Annotated in this window: 23 protein-coding genes; 18 read left to right on the plus strand and 5 right to left on the minus strand. The window is 73.8% G+C overall.

The genetic code is table 11. The features are described from left to right. Window positions 1-209 precede the first annotated feature (209 nt). Complete coding sequence (locus tag CRP30_RS06835) at window positions 210-941, plus strand: CPBP family intramembrane glutamic endopeptidase (RefSeq protein WP_235003233.1); 732 nt, start codon at window positions 210-212, stop codon at window positions 939-941. Window positions 942-1,042: 101 nt separating this feature from the next. On the opposite strand, the gene CRP30_RS06840 is transcribed toward CRP30_RS06835, so the two are convergent. Further along, the gene (locus CRP30_RS06840) at window positions 1,043-1,246 is read right to left on the minus strand and encodes a hypothetical protein (RefSeq protein WP_097183240.1); all 204 of its coding nucleotides are present in this window, start codon (window positions 1,244-1,246) and stop codon (window positions 1,043-1,045) included. A 55-nt stretch (window positions 1,247-1,301) separates the two neighbouring features. On the opposite strand from CRP30_RS06840, the gene CRP30_RS06845 reads away from it, so the two are divergent. From CRP30_RS06845 to CRP30_RS06910, 14 genes are all read left to right on the plus strand, one after another. Next, on the plus strand, window positions 1,302-1,847 hold the full coding sequence (locus CRP30_RS06845; RefSeq protein WP_097183241.1) for a DUF2243 domain-containing protein: 546 nt from the start codon (window positions 1,302-1,304) through the stop codon (window positions 1,845-1,847). A 62-nt stretch (window positions 1,848-1,909) separates the two neighbouring features. Next, window positions 1,910-2,110, plus strand: coding sequence for a DUF1918 domain-containing protein (locus CRP30_RS06850; RefSeq protein WP_097183242.1), 201 nt, complete (start codon window positions 1,910-1,912; stop codon window positions 2,108-2,110). Window positions 2,111-2,120: 10 nt separating this feature from the next. Continuing rightward, a complete protein-coding gene (locus CRP30_RS06855) occupies window positions 2,121-4,187 on the plus strand; it encodes an elongation factor G-like protein EF-G2 (RefSeq protein ID WP_097183243.1) in 2,067 nt (688 codons plus the stop codon). Between the two features lie 150 nt (window positions 4,188-4,337). After that, window positions 4,338-4,940 carry a cardiolipin synthase ClsA gene (clsA, locus tag CRP30_RS06860; RefSeq protein ID WP_097184019.1) on the plus strand — a complete coding sequence of 201 codons (603 nt, stop codon included), beginning with the start codon at window positions 4,338-4,340 and terminating at the stop codon, window positions 4,938-4,940. Between the two features lie 32 nt (window positions 4,941-4,972). Beyond that, complete coding sequence (locus CRP30_RS06865; protein ID WP_097183244.1) at window positions 4,973-5,845, plus strand: DUF881 domain-containing protein; 873 nt, start codon at window positions 4,973-4,975, stop codon at window positions 5,843-5,845. 4 nt (window positions 5,846-5,849) lie between these two features. Beyond that, window positions 5,850-6,182, plus strand: a complete 333-nt coding sequence (locus CRP30_RS06870) for a small basic family protein (RefSeq protein WP_097183245.1) — start codon at window positions 5,850-5,852, stop codon at window positions 6,180-6,182. Beyond that, window positions 6,179-7,156 (plus strand): DUF881 domain-containing protein, encoded by a 978-nt coding sequence (locus tag CRP30_RS06875; protein WP_097183246.1) that lies wholly within the window; start codon window positions 6,179-6,181, stop codon window positions 7,154-7,156. The genes CRP30_RS06870 and CRP30_RS06875 overlap by 4 nt, the downstream gene beginning before the upstream one ends. Before the next feature lie 45 nt (window positions 7,157-7,201). Continuing rightward, entirely contained in the window at window positions 7,202-7,606 is a 405-nt protein-coding gene (gene gcvH / locus CRP30_RS06880) for a glycine cleavage system protein GcvH (protein WP_097183247.1), read from the plus strand. A 277-nt stretch (window positions 7,607-7,883) separates the two neighbouring features. Next, window positions 7,884-8,402, plus strand: coding sequence for an oxoglutarate dehydrogenase inhibitor Odhl (gene odhI, locus CRP30_RS06885; protein ID WP_097183248.1), 519 nt, complete (start codon window positions 7,884-7,886; stop codon window positions 8,400-8,402). A gap of 5 nt (window positions 8,403-8,407) precedes the next feature. Beyond that, window positions 8,408-9,151 carry a transcriptional regulator FtsR gene (gene ftsR, locus CRP30_RS06890; RefSeq protein ID WP_097184020.1) on the plus strand — a complete coding sequence of 248 codons (744 nt, stop codon included), beginning with the start codon at window positions 8,408-8,410 and terminating at the stop codon, window positions 9,149-9,151. Window positions 9,152-9,291: 140 nt separating this feature from the next. Then, window positions 9,292-9,780, plus strand: a complete 489-nt coding sequence (locus tag CRP30_RS06895) for a bifunctional nuclease family protein (protein WP_097183249.1) — start codon at window positions 9,292-9,294, stop codon at window positions 9,778-9,780. Between the two features lie 260 nt (window positions 9,781-10,040). Then, window positions 10,041-10,613: a MerR family transcriptional regulator gene (locus tag CRP30_RS06900; RefSeq protein ID WP_097183250.1), complete on the plus strand. Its 573-nt coding sequence runs from the start codon at window positions 10,041-10,043 to the stop codon at window positions 10,611-10,613. 129 nt (window positions 10,614-10,742) lie between these two features. Beyond that, window positions 10,743-13,784: an aminomethyl-transferring glycine dehydrogenase gene (gene gcvP / locus CRP30_RS06905; RefSeq protein WP_235003234.1), complete on the plus strand. Its 3,042-nt coding sequence runs from the start codon at window positions 10,743-10,745 to the stop codon at window positions 13,782-13,784. Between the two features lie 44 nt (window positions 13,785-13,828). Beyond that, entirely contained in the window at window positions 13,829-14,425 is a 597-nt protein-coding gene (locus CRP30_RS06910) for a DinB family protein (protein WP_097184022.1), read from the plus strand. 4 nt (window positions 14,426-14,429) lie between these two features. Here the strand turns inward: CRP30_RS06910 and CRP30_RS06915 are convergent, their stop codons facing one another. After that, window positions 14,430-14,621: a DUF5999 family protein gene (locus tag CRP30_RS06915; RefSeq protein ID WP_097183251.1), complete on the minus strand. Its 192-nt coding sequence runs from the start codon at window positions 14,619-14,621 to the stop codon at window positions 14,430-14,432. 215 nt (window positions 14,622-14,836) lie between these two features. Next, window positions 14,837-15,790, minus strand: coding sequence for a type I pantothenate kinase (gene coaA / locus CRP30_RS06920; RefSeq protein ID WP_097183252.1), 954 nt, complete (start codon window positions 15,788-15,790; stop codon window positions 14,837-14,839). A 120-nt stretch (window positions 15,791-15,910) separates the two neighbouring features. On the opposite strand from coaA, the gene CRP30_RS06925 reads away from it, so the two are divergent. Next, window positions 15,911-16,723, plus strand: coding sequence for a GNAT family N-acetyltransferase (locus tag CRP30_RS06925; protein WP_097183253.1), 813 nt, complete (start codon window positions 15,911-15,913; stop codon window positions 16,721-16,723). 7 nt (window positions 16,724-16,730) lie between these two features. Here the strand turns inward: CRP30_RS06925 and CRP30_RS06930 are convergent, their stop codons facing one another. Both CRP30_RS06930 and CRP30_RS06935 read right to left on the minus strand, forming a co-directional pair. After that, window positions 16,731-17,636 carry a serine hydrolase gene (locus CRP30_RS06930; RefSeq protein ID WP_097183254.1) on the minus strand — a complete coding sequence of 302 codons (906 nt, stop codon included), beginning with the start codon at window positions 17,634-17,636 and terminating at the stop codon, window positions 16,731-16,733. A gap of 89 nt (window positions 17,637-17,725) precedes the next feature. Then, window positions 17,726-18,271, minus strand: coding sequence for a YbhB/YbcL family Raf kinase inhibitor-like protein (locus CRP30_RS06935; protein WP_097183255.1), 546 nt, complete (start codon window positions 18,269-18,271; stop codon window positions 17,726-17,728). A gap of 159 nt (window positions 18,272-18,430) precedes the next feature. On the opposite strand from CRP30_RS06935, the gene CRP30_RS06940 reads away from it, so the two are divergent. Together CRP30_RS06940 and CRP30_RS06945 are read left to right on the plus strand one after the other, a co-directional pair. Then, on the plus strand, window positions 18,431-19,177 hold the full coding sequence (locus tag CRP30_RS06940; protein ID WP_235003235.1) for an HAD family hydrolase: 747 nt from the start codon (window positions 18,431-18,433) through the stop codon (window positions 19,175-19,177). Next, window positions 19,174-21,534 (plus strand): glycoside hydrolase family 65 protein, encoded by a 2,361-nt coding sequence (locus tag CRP30_RS06945; RefSeq protein ID WP_097183257.1) that lies wholly within the window; start codon window positions 19,174-19,176, stop codon window positions 21,532-21,534. Before CRP30_RS06940 ends, CRP30_RS06945 begins: the two co-directional genes overlap by 4 nt. Window positions 21,535-21,564: the final 30 nt, after the last annotated feature.

A 21,564-nucleotide genomic window follows, 5' to 3' on the forward strand; every position in this document is an offset into this window, starting at 1 on the left:
GGACGTCGGCCCCCGGCCGGCCGGACGGAGTGGGCGCCATGACGGGAACCGCCGGGCGGGGATCGCCGGCCCGGGACCTGCCCGGGCACCGCGGACGGCCATGCTCCCTCTCCGAGCAAGAGGACCGCCCGCCCGACGCCGGGCTGCTCCCGCCCGGGGAGTCCGCCCGGCGGCGGGCCCGGCTCCTGCGCGTCTGGCAGCCTGCCGTGGTGCCCGATCCGCAGGCCCGGCCCGTTCCTCGCCCGCTGCCCGTTCTCGCGGTCGCCGTCCTGCTCGTCGTCCTGCTGCTGTGGAACAACGTCGTCATCACCCGGACTCCGGGGCATCCGGCGTCCTATCCGCTCGTCAACGCCCTGGCGACCGCCGTGCTGCTCGCGGTGGCGCGGGCATCCGGCCTGTCCTGGGACGAGCTCGGCATGGCCCGGCGCCGGCTCCGCCCGGGGCTCCGGTGGGGCGGTGCCGCCCTGGCCCTCGTCGCCGCCGGGTACGCCGTGGCGCTGGCGGTACCGGCGCTGCGTCCGCTGCTGGCCGACGACCGCAGCGCCGGCATCGATCTCGGCGAGCTCGCCGTCCGGGTCCTCGTCCGGGTGCCGTTCGGCACGGTCGTCTGGGAGGAGGTGGCCTTCCGGGGGGTGCTCGTCGCGGCGCTGGCCCGGATGGTGCCGGTGCGCCGGGCGGCGCTCATCGCTGCCGCGGCCTTCGGCCTCTGGCACATCAGACCGACGCTCGGCGGCCTGGCCGCCAACGAGCTGGTCGCCGACGACCTGGCGGACGGTCCGGCCCGCGTCGGGGCGGTGGTGCTGGTCTGCGCCGGGACGGCGGTGGCGGGGCTCCTGTTCACCTGGCTGCGCCTGCGCAGCGGCAGCCTGCTCGCACCGGTGCTGCTCCACCTGGCGACCAACTCGCTCGGGACGGTGGCTGCGGCGATCGCGCAGCGCTGATCCAGCTCGTCGAGACCCGTCGGGCGTGAACCGTTATCCCCAACACCGATGGGTCGTCCGCAGGGAAGACGAACGGGCGGCCACGACCGCCGGAGCCGACGTCACCCCTGCGACAGGCGGACGCAGTCCGGGCAGGGGTCGGCGGAGCCGAGGCCCCGCGGGCCGTTCCACCTGCCCTGCACGACGCCGACCGATGCTCCGCAGATCGCTGCCCACGGCGCCGGCAGGTCCGCCGTCTCGGCGAGCACGGCGTGTGCCCGCCCGGTCTCCTGGTCGCGGCCGGCCGCGTGGTCGCTCGGGCTCATGCCCCCAGGATGCGCGAGCGGGTGCCCGGCCCGGCAGCGGGGTAGTCCCGGCCGCATGGCGACGGCGGAGCAGTGGACGACGGCGCGGCGGGACTTGCCACCGCGGACATCGGGGCTGCTGTTCGGTCTCGGGCTCGGTGGCTTCGTCGACGGCATCGTGCTGCACCAGATCCTGCAATGGCACCACATGGTGAGCGCGGAGACGCCCCCGACGACGCTGGCCGGGCTGGAGGTCAACACGGTCGCCGACGGCTTCTTCCACCTGGCCACCTGGCTGTGCGTGGTGGCCGCGTCGATCACCTCGATCAGGGCGTGGCGGCAGGGGCGACTGGCGCCGAGCTACCCGTTCCACGTCGGCCTGGTCCTCACCGGCTGGGGGATCTTCAACCTCGTGGAGGGCCTGATCGACCACCAGCTGCTCGGCGTCCACCACGTCCGGGACGACCTGGGCGCGCCGCTGAGCTGGGACCTCGGCTTCCTGGCCTCCGGCGTGCTGCTGATCGCGGTCGGCTGGGCGGTGCACCGGCGCGGCGCCCGCACGCTGGAGGCCCGTGCCGCAGCACGCGGCACTCCGCGGGGCCGGCGTCCCGAGGACTCTTGATCGGGCTCCACCGGACGGGCAGGCTGTGAGGCACACCACAGTCGAACCTCCAGGAGGCCGCCGTGGAAGCTCATGTCGGAGACCGGATCCTCGTGCGGTCCACCCACCAGGGCGAGCCCGAACGGGTCGGCGAGGTCATCGAGTGCGCCGAGCCCGGGGGAGGACCGCCCTACCGGGTGCGGTGGGAACCCGACGGGCACACCGCCCTCTTCTACCCGGCCGGCACCGCCTCGGTGGTCCGTGCCGGAGCCGCGCGCGGCTGAGCCCCGGCCGATGGCGAAGGACACCGGGACGGCGCCGGCCCCGCGGCCGGCGGAGAAGGTGCGCAACGTGGCCCTCGTCGGCCACGCCGGGGCGGGCAAGACCACCCTCGCCGAGGCCCTCCTGGTGGCGGCAGGCGCCCTGCCGCGGGCTGGACGCGTCGAGGACGGCACCACCGCCCTCGACACCGAGGAGGTGGAGGTCCGGCAGCAGCGGTCGGTGTCCCTCGGCGTGGCGACCGTCGAGCACGCCGGGCACCGCATCACGCTGCTCGACACCCCCGGGTCGCCCGACTTCGTCGGTGACCTCCGGGCCGGCCTGCGCGCGGCGGACGCCGCGCTGTTCGTCGTGTCAGCGGTCAACGGTGTCGATGCGGCGACCGTGCAGCTGTGGGAGGAGTGCGCGGCGGTCGGCATGCCGCGGGCCGTCGTCGTCACCCAGCTGGACCGGGCCCGTGCCGACGTCGACGACGCCGTCCGGCTCTGCCAGCTGCTGCTCGGAGAGGGCGTCTACCCGGTCCACCTGGTCGACCGCGCCGCCGACGGGTCGGTCCGCGGGCTGGTGAACCTGCTCGAGCCCGACGTCGACGCCCCCGACGCCGACCGCCTCCGGTCCGAGCTGATCGAAGGCATCATCGGCGAGAGCGAGGACGAGGCGCTCATGGAGCGCTACCTTGCCGGCGACCAGCTCGTCCAGGCCGACCTCATCGCGGACCTGGAGACGGCGGTCGCCCGCGGGCACTTCCACCCGGTGCTCTGCGCGGCCCCGCTGACCGGCGTGGGCATCGCCGACCTGCTCGAGCTGATCGTCAGCGGCTTCCCCTGCCCGATGGAGCACGGCTGCCCGCCGGTCTCCCGGCCCGAGGGGTCGGCGACCTCCTCGCTGGAGTGCGACCCCGACGGCCCGCTGGTCGCCGAGGTCGTGAAGACGACGACCGACCCCTACGTGGGCCGCGTCAGCCTCGTGCGGGTCTTCTCCGGAACCCTCCGCCCCGACGTCCCGGTGCACGTCTCCGGACACGGGATGACCGAGCGCGGGCACCCCGACCACGACGTGGACGAGCGGATCGGCGCGCTCTCCTCACCCCTGGGTGCGGCCCTGCGGACCGTCGCCTCCTGCCCGGCCGGTGACATCTGCGCGGTGGCCCGGCTGGCCAGCGCGGAGACCGGCGACACGCTCTCCTCCCCGGACGACCCGCGGCTGGTCCCGCCGTGGGACCTGCCCACGCCACAGCTGCCGGTGGCCCTCGAGGCCGCGTCACGGTCGGACGAGGACCGGCTGGCGACGGCGCTGGCGCGGCTGGTCGCCGAGGACCCCACCGTGCGCCTGGACCGCCGGCCCGACACCGGCCAGCTCCTGCTGTGGTGCGTCGGCGACGCGCACGCCGAGGTCCTGCTGGAGCGGCTGCGCACCCGGCACGGCGTCGCCGTCACCACCGTCCCCGTCCGCGTCCCGATGGTGGAGACGCTGGCCGGCGCGGCCCGGGTCACCGGCCGGCACGTCAAGCAGTCCGGGGGGCACGGCCAGTACGCCGTCGTCGTGGTCGACGCCGAGCCCGGAGCGCCGGGTTCCGGGATCGTGTTCGAGCAGCGGATCGTCGGTGGCACCGTCCCGAGCCAGTTCCACGGCAGCGTGGAGAAGGGCATCCGCAGCCAGGCCGAGCGGGGCATCACCGGCGACCGCCCCCTGGTCGACGTCCGCCTCACCCTCGTCGACGGCAAGGCCCACTCCGTCGACTCCTCCGACGCCGCCTTCCAGGCCGCCGGCGCCCTGGCCCTGCGGGAGCTGGCTGCCGCCGTCGGCACGCGGCTGCTCGAGCCGTGGTGCGAGGTCGACGTCGTCGTGCCGGGGGAGTACGTCGGTGCGGTCATGAGCGACCTGTCGGGACGCCGGGCCCGGGTCACCGGCAGCGAGGCCGATCCGGCACGGGACCGGACGACGGTGCGCGCCGAGGTGCCCGAGGTGGAGCTGCTGACCTATCCCGGCGTGCTCCGATCGGTCACCCACGGCACGGGCAGCTTCGCCCGCCGTCCTCTGGGCTACGAGCCGGCGCCGGCGAACCTCGCCGTGTCGGCCTGAACGGGGCAGCTGTGTCCGTCCACTAGCCTCGTGGGCGGTGTGCAGCGGGCTGTCGGGCGAGGTGGGGAAGCAGTGACGTCGTCCAACGGTCCGTCGGCGGCCATCCCGGTTCCGCCGCCAGGGTCGCTGCCGACCGCCGGGTCGCCTCCGGTGACGGACCGCGAGAGCCTGCCCGACCGCGTGTGGACGTGGCCGAACGCGCTGTCGGCGCTCCGGCTGCTGGGTGTGCCGGTCTTCCTCTGGCTGCTGCTGGGGCCCGAGGCCGACGGCTGGGCCGTGGCCATCCTCATGGTCTCCGGCTTCACCGACTGGCTCGACGGCAAGCTCGCCCGCTGGCTGGACCAGAGCAGCAAGCTGGGTGCTCTCCTCGACCCGGCCGCCGACCGGCTGTACATCGTCAGCACGCTGGTGGCGCTGGCGCTCCGCGAGATCGTGCCGATCTGGCTGGTCGCCGTGCTGGTGGGCCGTGAGGTGGTCCTCGCCGTCATGCTCCTCGTGCTGCGCCGCTACGGGTACCCGCCGCTGCAGGTGCACTACCTGGGCAAGGCCGCCACCCTGCTCCTGCTGTACGCCTTCCCCGGCCTGCTGCTGGCCGACGGCACCGGCTGGCTCGCCACGGTCATCGAGCCGTTCGCCTGGGCCTTCACGATCTGGGGCACCGCGCTCTACGTCCTGGCCGGGGTCTTCTACCTGATCCAGGTGGTGGGCATCGTGCGGGCCGAGCGGGCGGCCGCGTCCCGGCCGGCGCGGTGACCGCACCTCCGCGGGGCGGCGGACGGCGCTCGATGGGCGCCTCGCTCCTCGACGCCGTGCTCGACGAGACGCTCGACCCCGCCTACGCCCAGGCAGCGGCTGCCCGGAGAGCGGGCGGCAGGACCCGGCCCCGCCTGCGCGGTCGGGTGACGGTCGCGCTGACGATGGTCGTGGCGGGGCTCCTGCTGGCCGTCACCTACGACCAGGCCGCGGCGACCGTCCAGGGCCGCCAGCAGGTCCGCGCCGCGCTGGTCGACGACATCCAGCAGGGCTCGGACGTCACCGACGACCTCGCCGCCCAGCTCGAGACGCTCCGGACCGAGGTCACCAGCACCCGCGACGAGCTCCTCGCGGCCAGCGCCGTCGGCCAGCGGGCCGGCGACGCCCTGGCCCGGGCCGAGCTGGGCGCGGCCGCGGTGCCCCTCACCGGGCCCGGTCTCCTCGTGACCCTGGCCAATGCCGACCCGACCGCCGACGAGGACCCCGTGGGCGGCGGCACGCAGGAGTCGGACCCGCGCGGCCGGGTGCGCGACGGCGACCTGCAGCTGGTCGTCAACGCGCTCTGGGCGGCCGGGGCGGAGGCGGTCAGCATCAACGGCCAGCGGCTCGGTCCCACGACCGCCATCCGGTTCGCCGGCGAGGCGGTCCTCGTCGACTTCCGGCCGGTCACCAACCCGTACGAGATCAGGGCGCTGGGCGACGCGAACACCCTGGCCACCCGGTTCCTCACCAGCCCGGAGGTCAACGCGCTCGCGGTGATCTCCCAGACCTTCGGGCTGCGGTTCGACTACGCCGAGGAGGACGAGCTGACGGTCCCCGCGGCGAGCATCCCCGAACTGCGCTCGTCAGTACCGGAGGGCAGCGACCCGCCGGCCCCCACCCCCGACCCCGTGCCTGGAGGCTGACCCCGTGATCCCGATCCTCGGACTCGCGGCGGGCGTCCTCCTCGGCCTCTTCTTCGACCCGACCGTGCCGCTGTGGCTGCAGCCCTACCTGCCCATCGCCGTCGTCGCCGCCCTCGACGCGGTGTTCGGCGGTTTCCGGGCGCGGCTGGACGGCATCTTCGACGCGAAGGTCTTCGTCATCTCCTTCGTCTCCAACGTGGTCGTCGCGGCACTGATCGTGTTCCTGGGTGACCAGCTCGGCGTCGGTGCGCAGCTGTCGACGGCGGTCGTGGTCGTCCTCGGCATCCGCATCTTCGGCAATGCCGCCGCCATCCGACGGCACGTGTTCCGCGCATGAGCGGCGACCAGCCGCCCGTGACGGGGCCGGAGCCGTCGGACGACCAGGTCGTCGTCCCGCACCCCTTCGGGCCCGGCAACCGCGGCGAGGAGCCGGGGGAGGCCCCGGCGGGCGAGGCGGACGAGCCCGTCGAGGCCCCCGCGGAACCGGAGCAGCCGGCTGCGGAGGCGGCGGACGCCCCGGTGTCCGACGCCGCCGTCGTCGACGCGACCCTTCCCGAGGACGTCGAGCCGGAACCGGCGGCCACCGACGCGGTGCCGGTTCCCGGGCCGGCCGCGAAGCCGCGCCGCACCCGCGATCCGCTCGCTGCCGCGCTGATCGGCGTCCTGACCCTGCTGCTGGGCTTCGCGTTCGCCGTGCAGGTGCGCAGCGTGGGCGACGACCAGGAGTACGCCGGCGCCCGCGAGGAGGACCTGGTCCGGATCCTGGACGACCTCGACGCCCGCGAGGAGCGCCTGCGCGAGCAGATCGCCGACCAGCGCAACGCCCTGCAGCAGCTCACCAACTCCGACAGCCAGTCCGCCGCCGCCCTGGACGAGGCCCGGGCCCGGGCGGAGGCGATCGGCATCCTCAACGGGACCATCGCCGCGCAGGGCCCCGGCCTCACCATGACCATCCGCGACCCCGGCGACGACGTGCGGGTCAGCGACGTCGTCGACGCGATCCAGGAGCTCCGGGGAGCCGGTGCGGAGACGATGCAGATCGACGACGTCCGGGTCGGCGTCTCCTCCGCGATCACCGGCCGGCCGGGGGAGCTCATGGTCGACGGCCGGCCGATCACCGCCCCCTACGAGTTCGTCGTCATCGGCGCGCCGGAGAGCATGCAGACCGCCCTCAACATCCCGGGCGGCGTGGTGCAGGATCTGACCCGGCAGGGGGCAACGGTCGACATCGAGCCGTCCGACCTCGTCGTGGTGGACGCGTTGCGACCCCTCGACACGCCTCAATACGCTTCGCCCGACACCGACGACTGACAAAGGACCTCGGTGCCCCCACCACGACGCCTGGAGACGCCCCACATGGCAACGCCTGACGACCGCCGCTACACCGACCAGCACGAGTGGGCGCTGGTCCAGGGCACCGACGGCACCTCCACGGTCGTCCGGGTGGGCATCACCGACCACGCGCAGGACGCCCTCGGCGACATCGTCTTCGTGCAGCTGCCCGCCGTGGGCGACGAGGTGGCCCCCGGCACGCCGGTCGGGGAGGTGGAGTCCACCAAGTCCGTGTCCGACATCTACGCGCCGGTCGCCGGCGTCGTGGCCGCCGTGAACGACGCGCTCACGGACGCTCCCGAGACGATCAACGCCGATCCGTACGGCGCGGGCTGGCTGATCGACATCAGCGTGCCGGGCGAGGGCGGCGACCCCATCGGCGGCCTGCTGGACGCCGACGCCTACCAGGCCGTGGTCGACGGCTCGTGACGGCCCCGCCGTCCGGCCATGGCGGCGCGGCGATCACTATGATCTCGTGGGAGCGGATCTCGTGGGAGCGCCGGAACCCCGGTGACCAGCACGGGGACCGCGGTCCCACACCCTGAACGTCCGGTTGACCCTCGGGTCGACCGGCTGGTTCCATGACCACGGTCCGCCGCCTCCGCGGCGGCCGACCCACGACGGACCGTCCGGCTCGTCGTCCGCCGGCCGCTCGCGGCCCGTTCCGAGGCCCGCGGCGGGGCCCCTCGCACAGGAGGAGACAGACGTGCACTGCACTCGATGTGGCCACGAGAACCCCGAGGGCAGTCGCTTCTGCGCGCAGTGCGGCTCGGCCCTCGCCCAGGAGCGGGTCGGTGAGTCGACGAGCGTGATCCCCAAGGTCGGCGGGGAGGACTCGGCCGAGCAGCCCGAGATCACCGAGTCGGCGGCCGATGCCCACGCGGGCGCGGTCGAGTCGCTCCCGGCGGGCTCGGCCCTGCTGGTCGTCAAGCGTGGACCGAACGCGGGCAGCCGCTTCCTCCTCGACCAGGACGTCACCACGGCGGGCCGCCACCCCGACAGCGACATCTTCCTCGACGACGTCACCGTCAGCCGGCGGCACGTGGAGTTCCACCGTGAGGGCGGCGGCTTCTCGGTGCACGACGTCGGCAGCCTCAACGGCACCTACGTCAACCGCGAGCCGGTCGACGTCGCCAGTCTCGCCGGGGGTGACGAGGTGCAGATCGGCAAGTTCCGCCTCGTCTACCTGACCGGCCCCCGCACCGGCGAGCCGGCCGCTCGCTAGTGAGCGTGCCCGAGCGCGAGAGCGCGCTCGGGGACGCCGCCGATCAGCGCACGCCTCGTCTGACCATCGGCGAGGTGCTGGCTGTTCTTCGCGACGACTTCCCCGACGTGACGATCAGCAAGATCCGGTACCTGGAGTCCGAGGACCTGGTGCACCCGCAGCGGACGCCGTCGGGGTACCGGAAGTTCTCGCGCGCCGACGTGAGCCGGCTGCGGTACGTCCTGGCCGCCCAGCGCGACCAGTACCTGCCGCTGCGCGTCATCAAGGAGCACCTCGAGGCCCTCGACCGCGGTGAACCCCTGCCCGCCGCGACCGGCGGCTCGACCCCGCCGCCACCCGCCGTCGACAGCGACGGCGACGGCGACGGCGTGGCCGGGGTGCCCCCGCTGACCGCGGAGCAGTTCGCCCGGGCGGCGGGCCTCGAGCCCGAGCAGCTGGCCGACCTGGTGCAGTTCGGCCTGCTCGCCACGGACGCCGACGGTCGGCACCCGGCCGGGGACCTCCCGGTCGCGCGCGCCGCCGCCGGGCTGGCCCGGCACGGCATCGAGCCCCGGCACCTGCGGGTCTACCGCAGCGGGGTGGAGCGCGAGGCCGGGCTCGTCGAGCAGCTGGTCGCCCCGGTGCTGCGCGCCCGCTCCGAGGAGGCCCGGACCCGCGCCACGGAGAAGCTGCGCGAACTCGCGACGCTGTCCGCCCAGCTGCACACCGCCCTCCTGGAAGCACGCCTCCGGGATCTCCTGCGTCCCTGAGTCGGGCGTACCGTGAACGCGGCAGAACAGAAGCCGCGGAACGGGGCCGCCCGGCGTTCCCGACCGTCCACGGCGTCCGACCGCCGCCTGACCAGAACGAGCCGCCCACTTCCCCCGGGCCGCAGCCGAGGAGTCGCACCGTGCAGGAGCTTCGAGTCGTCGGTGTCCGCGTCGAGCTGCCCGGGAACCAGCCCATCCTGCTGCTCAAGGAGACGCAGGGGGAGCGGTACCTGCCGATCTGGATCGGCGCCGTCGAGGCCGCCGCGATCGCCTTCGAGCAGCAGGGCGTCCGGCCGGCCCGGCCCATGACGCACGACCTGCTCCGCGAGGTGGTCACCGCGCTGGGCGCGACCCTCGAGGCCGTGAACATCACCGAGATGCGCGACGGCATCTACATCGCCGAGCTCGTCTTCGGCGACGAGCGCGTGGTCAGCGCGCGGCCGTCGGACGCCGTCGCCCTCGCCGTCCGCACCGGCGCCCCGATCTACGGGGCCGACGACCTGCTCGACGAGGTGGGGATCGAGATCCCCGACGAGCAGGAGGACGAGGTCGAGAAGTTCCGCGAGTTCCTCGACCAGATCTCGCCCGAGGACTTCGGAGCCGGCTCCGGCTCGGGCGGTCCTGCGTGAGGTGAGGAATCACCTCACCCGTCCCACCGGTCACATCTCTGGCAAGTTCTGATGATCGGCAGCTCCCCGGGTGTCCTCCACTCGAAATGATGAGCGGGCCGACACGCCGTCCCGCTCAGTTGACCCCACCCCTGGCCCGGCTTACGGTCGGCGAACAACAACGGTGTGACATCCGCGGTCAGTGGGTGCAGTCGCCCCCTCGGGTGCGAGCCGTCGACCCGGACCGCGTGAGCGGGGCGGGACCAGAGGAGGACGCTGGAGTGAGCGACCAGAGGGACGGCTCCCAGGGTCAGCTGTTCAGCGATGCCGCAGTCGGGGCCCCGCCGTACGACGAGGTCGACACCGACCTCGTGGGTTACCGCGGCCCGACGGCGTGTGCCGCTGCAGGGATCACCTACCGCCAGCTGGACTACTGGGCCCGTACGGGTCTCGTGGCCCCGTCGGTGCGCAGCGCCACGGGTTCGGGCACACAGCGGCTGTACTCCTTCCGCGACATCCTGGTCCTGAAGGTCGTCAAGCGGCTGCTCGACACCGGTGTCTCGCTGCAGAACATCCGCAAGGCCGTCGACCACCTGCGGACGCGGGGGATCAAGGACCTCGCGAACGTCACGCTCTTCTCCGACGGCGCCACCGTGTACGAGTGCACGTCGGCCGAGGAGGTCGTCGACCTCCTGGCCGGCGGCCAGGGTGTGTTCGGCATCGCCGTCTCGGGCGCGCTGCGCGAGCTCTCCGGCGAACTGGCCGAGCTGCCTGCCGAACGCCTCGACGGCGGCCCCGTGCACGCGGCGGACGACGAGCTCTCGCTCCGCCGCCGCCGCCGCGCCGCGGTCTGAGCATTGCTCGAACACGCTGAGTGGGCCCCGGAGGGGTCCGCGCAGGCGTGATGCAGCGGCGCCACGTCATGGGGTACGGCTGCTGATCGGTGTCGTCCGGAAGGACGACAGTGTTGTAGCGTTCATGCAGTGGCAGACCGTGCTGAGACCGCGGGCAGGCCGGTGGGGGAGACCCTCCCGCCGCTGACCGGGTCGCTCCCGTCCTTGACCTCCCTGAACCCCTCCGGTGGGTTCGCCGCCCGGCACATCGGGCCGCGGGAGGCGGAGACGGCGGCGATGCTCGAGGTGGTGGGCCACAAGACGCTGGAGTCCCTCGTCGACGCCTGTGTCCCCGAGGGCGTCCGCGACCGGACCCCGCTGAACCTTCCCGCAGCCCAGGACGAGGCCGCGGTCCTGACCGCGTTGCGCGAGCGGGCCGCCGCCAACGACGTCCACACCTCGATGATCGGGTTGGGGTACTACGGCACCTTCACCCCGCCGGTCATCCAGCGGACGGTCCTCGAGAACCCCGCCTGGTACACCGCCTACACGCCCTACCAGCCGGAGATCAGCCAGGGCCGGCTCGAGGCGCTGATCAACTTCCAGACGATGGTCGCCGACCTGACCGGCCTCGACGTCTCGGGCGCCTCGATGCTCGACGAGGCGACCGCGGTCGCGGAGGCGATGACCCTGGTCCGCCGGGCCGGGCGCGCGAAGGCCGACGCCGTCTTCGTCGTCGACGCCGACACCCTCCCGCAGACGCTGGGCGTCCTGCGGACCCGCGCGGAACCGCTCGGCATCCGCCTGCACGTCGCCGATCTGTCGGCCGGCTGGCCGACCGACCTGCCCGAGGCCGGTGCCTTCGGTGTGCTGCTCTCCTACCCGGGTGCCAGCGGCGCCGTCCGAGACCACCGGGCGCTGGCCGCCGCCGCGCACGAGTCCGGCGCCGCGGTGGTCGTGGCCGCCGACCTGCTCGCGCTCACGCTGCTGGAGGCGCCGGGGGAGTGGGGCGCCGACGTCGCCTGCGGCACCACCCAGCGCTTCGGCGTCCCGATGGGCTACGGCGGTCCGCACGCCGGCTACCTGTCGGTCCGCGAGGGACTCGCCCGCCAGCTGCCCGGTCGCCTGGTCGGCGTCTCCGTGGACGCCGACGGCGACGTCGCCTACCGGCTGGCGCTGCAGACCCGCGAGCAGCACATCCGCCGCGAGAAGGCGACCAGCAACATCTGCACCGCCCAGGTCCTGCTGGCCGTCATGGCCGGTGCCTACGCGGTCTACCACGGGCCCGAGGGGCTGGCGGCCATCGCCGCCCGGGTGCACCGGAGCGCCACCGTGCTGGCCGGCTGGCTCCGGTCCGGCGGTCTGGGGATCGTCCACGGGCAGTTCTTCGACACGCTCCGGGTGGCCGTCCCCGGCCGCGCGGCCGAGGTGGTCGCGGCGGCGGCGGAGCGCCGGATCAACCTCTGGCAGGTCGACGCCGACACCGTGCAGGTGGCGTGCGACGAGACGACCACCCCCGCGGTCCTCCGGGCCGTCGCCGAGTCCTTCGGCGTTCCCGTGGACGACGCGGCACTGGACGACGAGGGCGCGGACGCGCTGCCGGCCGACCTCCGGCGCCGCACGCAGTTCCTGACCCACCCCGTCTTCTCCGCGCACCGGTCGGAGACGGCGATGCTGCGCTACCTGCGGGCCCTGAGCGACAAGGACCTCGCGCTCGACCGGACGATGATCCCGCTGGGGTCCTGCACCATGAAGCTCAACGCCGCGACCGAGATGGCGGCCATCACCTGGCCGGAGTTCGCCGGCCTGCACCCGTTCGTGCCGGCCGAGCAGGCGCGCGGCTACGCGCAACTGATCGACGAGCTGTGCTCGGCGCTGGCCGAGGTCACCGGCTACGCCAAGGTCAGCGTGCAGCCCAACGCCGGGTCGCAGGGCGAGTTCGCCGGACTGCTGGCCATCCGCGGGTACCACCGCTCGCGCGGCGACGACCAGCGCGACGTCTGCCTGATCCCGAGCTCGGCGCACGGCACCAACGCCGCCAGCGCCGTCATGGCAGGGATGCGCGTGGTCGTGGTGGCCTGCGACGAGGCGGGCAACGTCGACGTCGCCGACCTCCGGGCGAAGGTCGCCCAGCACGCCGACCGACTGGCCGCGATCATGCTGACCTACCCGTCGACGCACGGCGTCTTCGAGGTCGACATCCAGGAGATCTGCGGGGCCGTGCACGACGCCGGTGGCCAGGTCTACGTCGACGGCGCGAACCTCAACGCCATGGTGGGGCTGGCGAAGCCGGGGCGGTTCGGCTCCGACGTCAGCCACCTGAACCTGCACAAGACGTTCTGCATCCCGCACGGTGGCGGCGGCCCGGGGGTCGGGCCGATCGGCGTCCGCGAGCACCTGGTGCCGTTCCTGCCCGGCCACCCCCTCGTCGACACCGGCAGCTCCGGCCCGGTCGTGTCCGGCGCACCCTGGGGCTCCGCGGGCATCCTGCCGATCTCGTGGGCCTACGTCCGGCTCATGGGCCCCGACGGCCTGCTGAAGGCCACCGAGCACGCCATCCTCGCGGCGAACTACCTGGCCGTGCGCCTGCGCGACTCCTTCCCGGTGCTCTACACCGGCGCCGGTGGGCTGGTCGCCCACGAGTGCATCCTCGACATCCGGCCGCTCACCAAGGCGACGGGCGTGACCAACGACGACATCGCCAAGCGGCTGATCGACTTCGGCTTCCACGCCCCGACGATGAGCTTCCCGGTGGCCGGCACGCTGATGGTCGAGCCCACCGAGAGCGAGGGCAAGGCCGAGCTCGACCGGTTCGTCGAGGCGATGGTGACCATCCGCGCCGAGATCGAGAAGGTGGCGACCGGCGAGTACGACACGACCGACAACCCGCTGCGCAACGCCCCGCACACGCTGGCCATGCTGGCGGGGGAGTGGGAGCGGCCCTACCCGCGCACCACCGCGGTGTACCCGGTCCGCGGTCTGCAGGGCCGCAGCTACCTCAGCCCCGTCCGACGGATCGACCAGGCCTATGGCGACCGCAACCTCGTGTGCGCGTGCCCGCCGCCCGAGGCGTTCGAGGAGCACGACTTCGGGACGCACGCGCCGGCGGTGGACGGCTCGGTGCCCAGCCGCGGCCAGGGCGCCCCGGACGACATGGGGACGACGGCCGACGTGGTGGGCGCCCAGGCCTGAGCGCCGCTGCGGAAGCGTCGGGGGAGGCTGGCAGGGTGTCGACCATGACGAGCCCGGACGCCAAGGCCGACCTGCAGCGCTATCTCCAGAGCGCCCGCGACGCGCTGCTCTGGAAACTCGAGGGGTTGTCGGAGTACGACGTCCGGCGGCCGATGACGGCGACGGGCACGAACCTCCTGGGCCTGGTCAAGCACCTGGCCCATGTGGAGCTCGGCTACTTCGGGGAGACGTTCGGCCGGCCGGTGCCCGAGGCGGTCGGCTGGATCGAGGACGACGGCTCGGACCCCAACTGGGACATGTGGGCGACCGCGGCGGAGTCACGCGACGAGATCGTGGGGATGTACCGCGGCGCGTGGGCACATGCGGACGCCACGATCGCGGCGCTCCCGCTGGATGCTCCGGGGCGGGTGCCCTGGTGGCCCGGCGACCGCGCCTCGGTGACGCTGCACCGCGTGCTCGTCCACGTCATCGCCGAGACCGACCGGCACGCCGGTCACGCCGACGTGGTGCGGGAGCTGATCGACGGCGCCGCCGGCCTGCGACCCGGCAACGACAACCTCCCCGACGGCGCCGACCAGGACTGGTGGGCGCGCTACCGCGACCGGCTGGAGCAGGCCGCGCGGGAGGCCGGGACGGCCTGAAGCCTCAGGCGGGGGCGAGCCAGGTGTGGTGGTCGGGGACGGCGCTGCCATCCGGCAGCAGCTCGCCGTCGTCGTCGAAGAGGACGACGCCGTTGCACAGCAGGCGCCAGCCCTGCTCGGGGTGGCTGCTGACGACGGCGGCGAGGTCACGCGCGTCGCTGGTGACCTCGGGACAGGGCCTGGGGTGGTGGCACATGGTGTTTCCTCTTCGTCCGGTATCCACGAGCCGCTCCGTAGTCACGCAACGCGCTCGTCTACTCACTGGATTCGGCAAGTGTGCGGGCGAACTGGAGCATCCCGGAGTGAAGTGGGTCACCAGATCACCCCAACGAGTCGGCAGGTCCTGCCATACGTCCGCGGCCGGAGCGGCGTCCGCCCAGCTCGCGGGCGGCGTGTCCGATCCCCGGGCGGTCAGAGTTTGCGGAGCAGGACCCGGCGCACGGAGTGGTCTGCCGACTTCTGCAGGACCAGCCGGGCCCGCGACCGGGTGGGCGCGATGTTGCTCCGCAGATTGGGGCCGTTGACGGCACCCCAGATGCCGAGCGCCGTCTCGCGGGCCTGGTCGTCGGTCAGCTCGGCGAACCGGTGGAAGTAGGCGGTCGTGTCGCGGAAGGCGGTCCGGCGCAGCGCGAGGAACCGCTCGACGTACCAGCGCTGGATGTCGCCCTCGGCAGCGTCGACGTAGACGGAGAAGTCGAAGAAGTCCGAGAGGAACACCTGGGGCGCCGTCCCGTCGGCGCGGCCCCCGGCCTGCAGCACGTTGAGCCCCTCCAGGACCAGGATGTCCGGCCGGTCCACGGCCTGCCGCGCTCCCGGGACGATGTCGTAGGCCTGGTGGTCGTACACCGGCGCGGACACCTCGTCGCGGCCGGACTTCACGTCGGCGAGGAAGCGGACCAGCGCACGACGGTCGTAGCTCTCCGGGAAGCCCTTCCGGCCGAGCAGCCCGCGCGCCTCCAGGACGGCGTTGGGCAGCAGGAAGCCGTCGGTGGTCACCAGGTCGACCCGGGGCGCCCCGGGTGCGGCCGCCAGCAGGTGCTGCAGCAGACGCGAGGTGGTGCTCTTGCCGACGGCGACGCTGCCGGCCACCGCGATGACGAAGGGGACCTTGGCGGTGGTGTTGCCGAGGAACTCGCTCTGCGCGGCCCAGAGCCGGCGGCTGGCGGCGACGTGCAGGCCGAGCAGCTCGGCGAGCGGCAGGTAGACCGTGGACACCTCGTCCAGGTCGATGCGGTCACCCAGGCTGGCCAGCTCGCGCAGCTCGGCCTCGTCCATGGGCAGCCGCGACCCGGCGGCGAGCGCGCGCCACGAGGCGCGGTCGAACACCGCGTAGGGCGAGATGGAGCTGCTCGGACCGGCCGTCACGCGCCCATCGTGCCGTCCGGTCGGCCGCTCCCGTTCCTCCGGGTCACCCGGGCGGGTGGGGGAGGCCCTCCGGACGGACGGCAGGCGGACGCAGAGCCCCCGCGCGTCTAGGGTTTCGCTGTGCCGACCCGACCGGGGCTGCTCGAGTGCATCGAGCGCTACTTCGCCGCCGCTCCGCTCCCGGACGCGCGGATCGAGGCGGTGGGCGCACTCGACGTCCCCATCGGTGACCCGGCGTGGCCCTATCCCGCACGGCCCCGCCGGGACGGCGGGCCGGTGACGGCCGACGACGTGCGCGCGGCTGCGGCCCTCCAGGAGGAGGCAGGACTGCCCGCTGCCCTGGAGTGGGTGCCCGAGCGCTCGCCCGGGACCGCCGCGGCGGCCCGGGCGGCCGGGCTGACGGTGGAGGAGCTGCCGCTGCTGGTCGCGGTCGACCCGGTCGAACTGCTCCTGCCCGTCGGGGTGCGGCTCTACGTCGTCGGCGCCGACGACCCGGAGCTGCCGCACTACCAGCGGGTGGCGGCCACGGCCTTCGCCCATCCCGGCGGCCCCGCCGACGTGCACGACGTGCCGCTCGACACCTCCGAGACGGCTCGGGCGCGCACCCGGGCGCTGCGCGAGCGGATCGCCTCGGGGCGCACCGTGATGATGGTGGCGGTCGACGACGGCGAGGCGGTCGCCGTCGGCTCCCACCAGCCGGTGGACGTCGACGGCACCGAGGTCAGCGAGATCGTCGGTGTGGCGACCTCGCCGCGGCTGCGGGGCCGGGGTCTGGGCGCCGGCCTGGCCTCGGCGCTCGCCGCGCACGCGACCGAGACCGCCGACACGGTCTTCCTCGCCGCGGGCGACGACGACGTCGCCCGGGTGTACGAGCGCGTGGGTTTCGCCCGCCTGGCGACCTCCGCCGTCGCCGACCGCAGCCCCTCCTGCTGAGCCGGGTTCAGGGCCCGGCGGGTGCCGGGACGGCGGACGCCGCAGCGGTCAGTGCGCCGCACGCGTCGTCGTAGCCCGTCCCGCGGGGCACCTCGCTGAGCAGCACGACGACGCGGTGCCCGACGATCCCCACCGAGTGCAGGTGCCGGTTGCCGCCGACGCAGCACATCCAGCCCTGCTTGACCGCCGTCTGCGGCGGCGCCGTCCCGAGGACCCCGAAGCGCTGGTCGAAGCCGTCGGCGGCCAGCGGCGTGGCCTCGCGCATCCACCCCAGCAGGGCGCCGGCGTCGTCGGGATGGGCTGCCGAGGGCAGGGTCGCCAGGAACCTGGCGAGGTCCCTCGCCGTCGTCGTCGCCTCGCCCCATCGACCGGGCACCTGCGGCGGAGCGGTGCCGGTGAGCCGGTAGCGCCGGGCGACGTCGATGACCATCTGCCCGCCGCCGTAGCGGACCCACAGCTCCGAGGCGGCCGGATCGTCGGAGCTGCGGATCATCTCCCGCAGGAGCGCCGGGTCGTCGGGGCGCAGCACGAGCCTGCCGGCGCGCGCGCGGTGCAGGATGTCCTCCGCCATGAACAGCTTCACCATGGACGCCGTGGGGAAGGGCCGGTCGGCCGCCGCGTTACCGGCGGTGGAGGCGGCCAGCCGGGCACTCCGCGCCTCCGCCGCCCGGACGGACAGCCCGTCGACCGGGACCTGCTGCTTCGCGACCACCACCGCGAGCGTCCCGAGCGGGGGATAGGCCGCCACCACCGCCGGGACGACCTGGGCGGCGGGCGGACCGCCCGCCGCCGCCCGCCGGTCGTGCGGTAGCAGCGTCCCGGCTACGACCAGCGAGAGCAGACTCAGCGACAGCAGCACCCGCCGGCGCACCGCACGGGCGCGGCCGACCGGGGGAGCGCTGGCGGACGCCATGTCCCCATCGTCCCCCTGGAACGGGGGGATGCTTCACCGTTCATGGACCGTTTCCGTGGCCCTGACGCGGCGTGCGCGCGCGATGGCGATCAGTCCTCCTCGTAGGTCACCACCATGGTGGCCCTGGCCAGCGTGTGGAAGAACAGGTTGAACCCGAGTACCGCAGGCGTGGTGTCGGCGGTGACGTCGAGGGCCTCGGTGTCGACGGCGTGCACGACCACGAAGTACCGGTGGGCACCGTGGCCCGACGGGGGAGCGGCCCCGACGTAGCCGGCGAAGCCGCTGTCGTTGCGCAGCTGGAGGGCACCCTGCGGCAGGGTGGGCGCGTCCTTGTCGCCGGCGCCGCTGGACAGCTCGGTGACCGACGCCGGGATGTTGGCCACCGCCCAATGCCAGAAGCCGCTGGCCGTGGGCGCGTCGGGGTCGAACACGGTGACGGCGAAGCTCTTCGTCCCCTCGGGGAAGCCCGACCAGCTCAGCTGGGGGGAGCGGTCCTCGCCACCGGCACCCATGACCCCGCTGACGTGCGGCATCGCCAGCGTCGCCCCGTCGGCGCAGTCGCTGCTGGTGACGGTGAACGACGGCACGCTGGGCAGGTGCTCGTAGGGGTCGTAGGTCAGCGGCCGGTCGGCCATGGCGGGCTCTCCTCTTCTCGGACGGGCTCGGTTCGCACGGTGCGGCTCCCGCCGCGACCCTAGGCACGCAGCCCCGGGCGCGCTCCTCGGCGATCGGCGTTGCACGCCTGCAGCGGTTCCGACACGTGGACGATGCGTCCCGCCGGTAGCGTCGCGCGCGTGCCCGTTCCCGGACCCCTCGGCCTCCCGGACTCGATCCGCGTGTGCCTCTTCGACCTCGACGGCGTCCTCACCCGGACGGCGACGGTCCACTTCGCCGCCTGGAAGCGGACCTTCGACGAGTTCCTCCGCCGCGACCACCCCGACCAGCCCGAGTTCAGCCAGCTCGACTACAACAGCTTCGTCGACGGCAAGCACCGGGCCGACGGGGTGCGCGGCTTCCTCGCCAGCCGCGGGATCACGCTGCCCGAGGGCGCTGCCGGTGACCCGCCGGACGCCGCGACGGTGCAGGCCCTCTCGACGCGGAAGAACGACATGGTCCTGCGCGAGCTCGACGAGCACGGTGTCGAGGTCTACCCCGGCTCGGTCGACTACCTGCGCGCCGTCAAGGAGGCCGGCATCCCGACCGCGGTCGTGACCGCGTCCGCGAACGGCGAGAAGGTGATCGCCGCCGGTGGCTTCGCCGACCTGATCGACGTCCGCGTCGACGGTGTCGTCGCCGCGCGGGACGGCCTGCGGGGCAAGCCCGAGCCCGACACCTTCCTCGCCGGCGCGCGCCTGCTGGGGGTGGGACCGGAGGCCGCGGTGGTCTTCGAGGACGCGCTGTCGGGGGTGGCCGCCGGCCGGGCCGGCGGCTTCGGCTACGTCGTGGGCGTCGACCGCGTCGGCCAGGCCGACGCGCTGGCGGCCGAGGGTGCGGACGTCGTCGTCCAGGACCTCGCGGAGCTGCTGGGGGACCGGGCATGACGGAGGGCCGCGCGACCTTCCCCATCGAGCCCTGGTCGCTCACCGAGGTCGGGCTCGATCACGCCTCGCTCGCGGTGCACGAGTCCGTGTTCGCACTGACCAACGGCCACATCGGGATGCGCGGATCGTTCGACGAGGGCGAGCCCGTCGTCGTCCCCGGCACGTACCTCAACGGCTTCTTCGAGGAGCGCCCGCTGCCCTACGCGGAGGCCGGCTACGGCTTCCCGGAGCAGGGCCAGACGATGGTCAACGTCACCGACGGCAAGCTGATCCGGCTGCTGGTGAAGGACTCGCCGCTGGACCTCGAGTACGGCGAGATCATCGACCACACGCGCACCCTGGACCTGCGGGCCGGCGTGCTGCGCCGGTCCACCGAGTGGCGCTCGCCGGGTGGCCGGACGGTCCGGGTCACCAGCACCCGCCTGGTGTCGCTCGCGCGCCGCTCCATCGCCGCGATCGAGTACAAGGTCGAGCTCACCGACGACCTGGGCGACCTCTACGTCGCCCTGCAGTCGGACCTGCTCGCCAACGAGGCGGTGCACAGCGACGGGGACGACGACCCGCGGGCGGCCGCGGCCCTGGCCAAGCCTCTGACGTGCGAGCAGGCGGTCGGGCGCGGCCGGCGTGCGGTCCTCGTGCACCAGACCAAGCGCAGCAAGCTGCGCATGGCGGCCGGCATGGACCACGTCATCGAGATCCCCGACAGCAGCACCGAGGACATCGAGGCCTCCGGCGACCTCGCGCGCTACACGCTCGCCGCGCGGATCCCGCAGGGCGGCAGCCTGAAGCTGGTCAAGTTCCTCGCCTACGGCTGGTCCTCCCGCCGGTCCGGCGCGGCCCTGCGCGACCAGGTGGAGGCCGCCCTGGCGACGGCGAAGCTGGCCGGCTGGGACCGTCTCGCCCGCGAGCAGCGGGAGATCCTGGACCAGCACTGGGACGAGGCCGACGTCGAGATCGAGGGCGACGACGAGCTGCAGCAGGCCGTGCGCGTGGGCATGTTCCACGTCCTGCAGTCCGGGCTGCGCGCCGAGCGGCAGCCGATCCCCGCGAAGGGGCTCACCGGTCCCGGCTACGACGGGCACACCTTCTGGGACACCGAGACCTACGTCCTGCCGGTGCTGACCTACACCGCACCGCACGCGGTCCGCGACGCGCTCCGGTGGCGGCACTCGACGCTGGAGATGGCGCGGGCGCGGGCGCGGGAACTGGGCCGCCGGGGAGCGGCCTTCCCCTGGCGGACCATCCGCGGCGAGGAGACGTCGGGCTACTGGCCGGCGGGCACGGCGGCCTTCCACATCAACGCCGACATCGCCGATGCCGTCGTCCGCTACTGGAACGCCACCCTCGACGACGACTTCGACCGCGACTTCGGTGCGGAGCTGCTCATCGAGACCGCCCGGCTGTGGGCGTCGCTCGGGCACTTCGACACCGAGCACGGCTTCCGCATCGACGGCGTCACCGGGCCCGACGAGTACACCGCGGTCGTCGACAACAACGTCTACACGAACCTCATGGCGCAGCGGAACCTGCGCGAGGCCGCCGAGGCGGTCAAGCGGCAGCCGGACGTCGCGGGCCGCCTGGACGTCACCGGCGACGAGGTGGAGGTCTGGCTGCGGGCCGCCTCGCTGATGGCCGTGCCCTACGACACCCAGCGCGGCGTGCACATGCAGTCCGACGCGTTCACCCACCACGAGGAGTGGGACTTCGCGAACACGCCGATGGAGAACTACCCCCTGCTGCTGCACTACCCGTACTTCGAGATCTACCGCAAGCAGGTGGTGAAGCAGGCCGACCTGGTCATGGCCCTGCACCTGCGGGGCGATGCGTTCACCCTCGAGGAGAAGATCGCCAACTTCGCCTACTACGAGGAGCGGACGACGCGGGACTCGTCGCTGTCGGCGAGCCAGCAGGCCGTCGTCGCGGCCGAGACCGGCCACCTGCAGCTGGCCTACGACTACTGGGCCGAGGCGGCGCTCACCGACCTGCAGAACCTGCACCACAACAGCGGGCACGGGCTGCACATCGCGTCGCTGGCGGGGGGCTGGACGGTCGCGGTCGCCGGGTTCGGCGGAATGCGCGACCACAACGGTGAGCTCACCTTCGGCCCGCGGCTGCCGGAGCGGATCACCCGCATGCGCTTCCGCGTCGTCTACCGGGGCCGCAAGCTGACGGTGACGGTCACGCACGAGTGCGCCACCTACCGGCTGGAGGACGGCGAACCGCTCGACATCCGCCACCACGGCCGTCAGGTGACCGTGGACCACTCCGACCTGGTGCTGGAGATCCCGCCGCCCCCGCAGGTCGAGCCGGTCCGTCAGCCGGTGGGCCTCGGACCGCGCCGCCGCGCCCGGAAGTAGCGGAAGGACCCCCCTGCCCCCCGCCACTCG

It is taken from the genome of Blastococcus haudaquaticus (assembly GCF_900230285.1).
GTDB classification, from domain to species: Bacteria; Actinomycetota; Actinomycetes; order Mycobacteriales; family Geodermatophilaceae; genus Blastococcus_B; species Blastococcus_B haudaquaticus.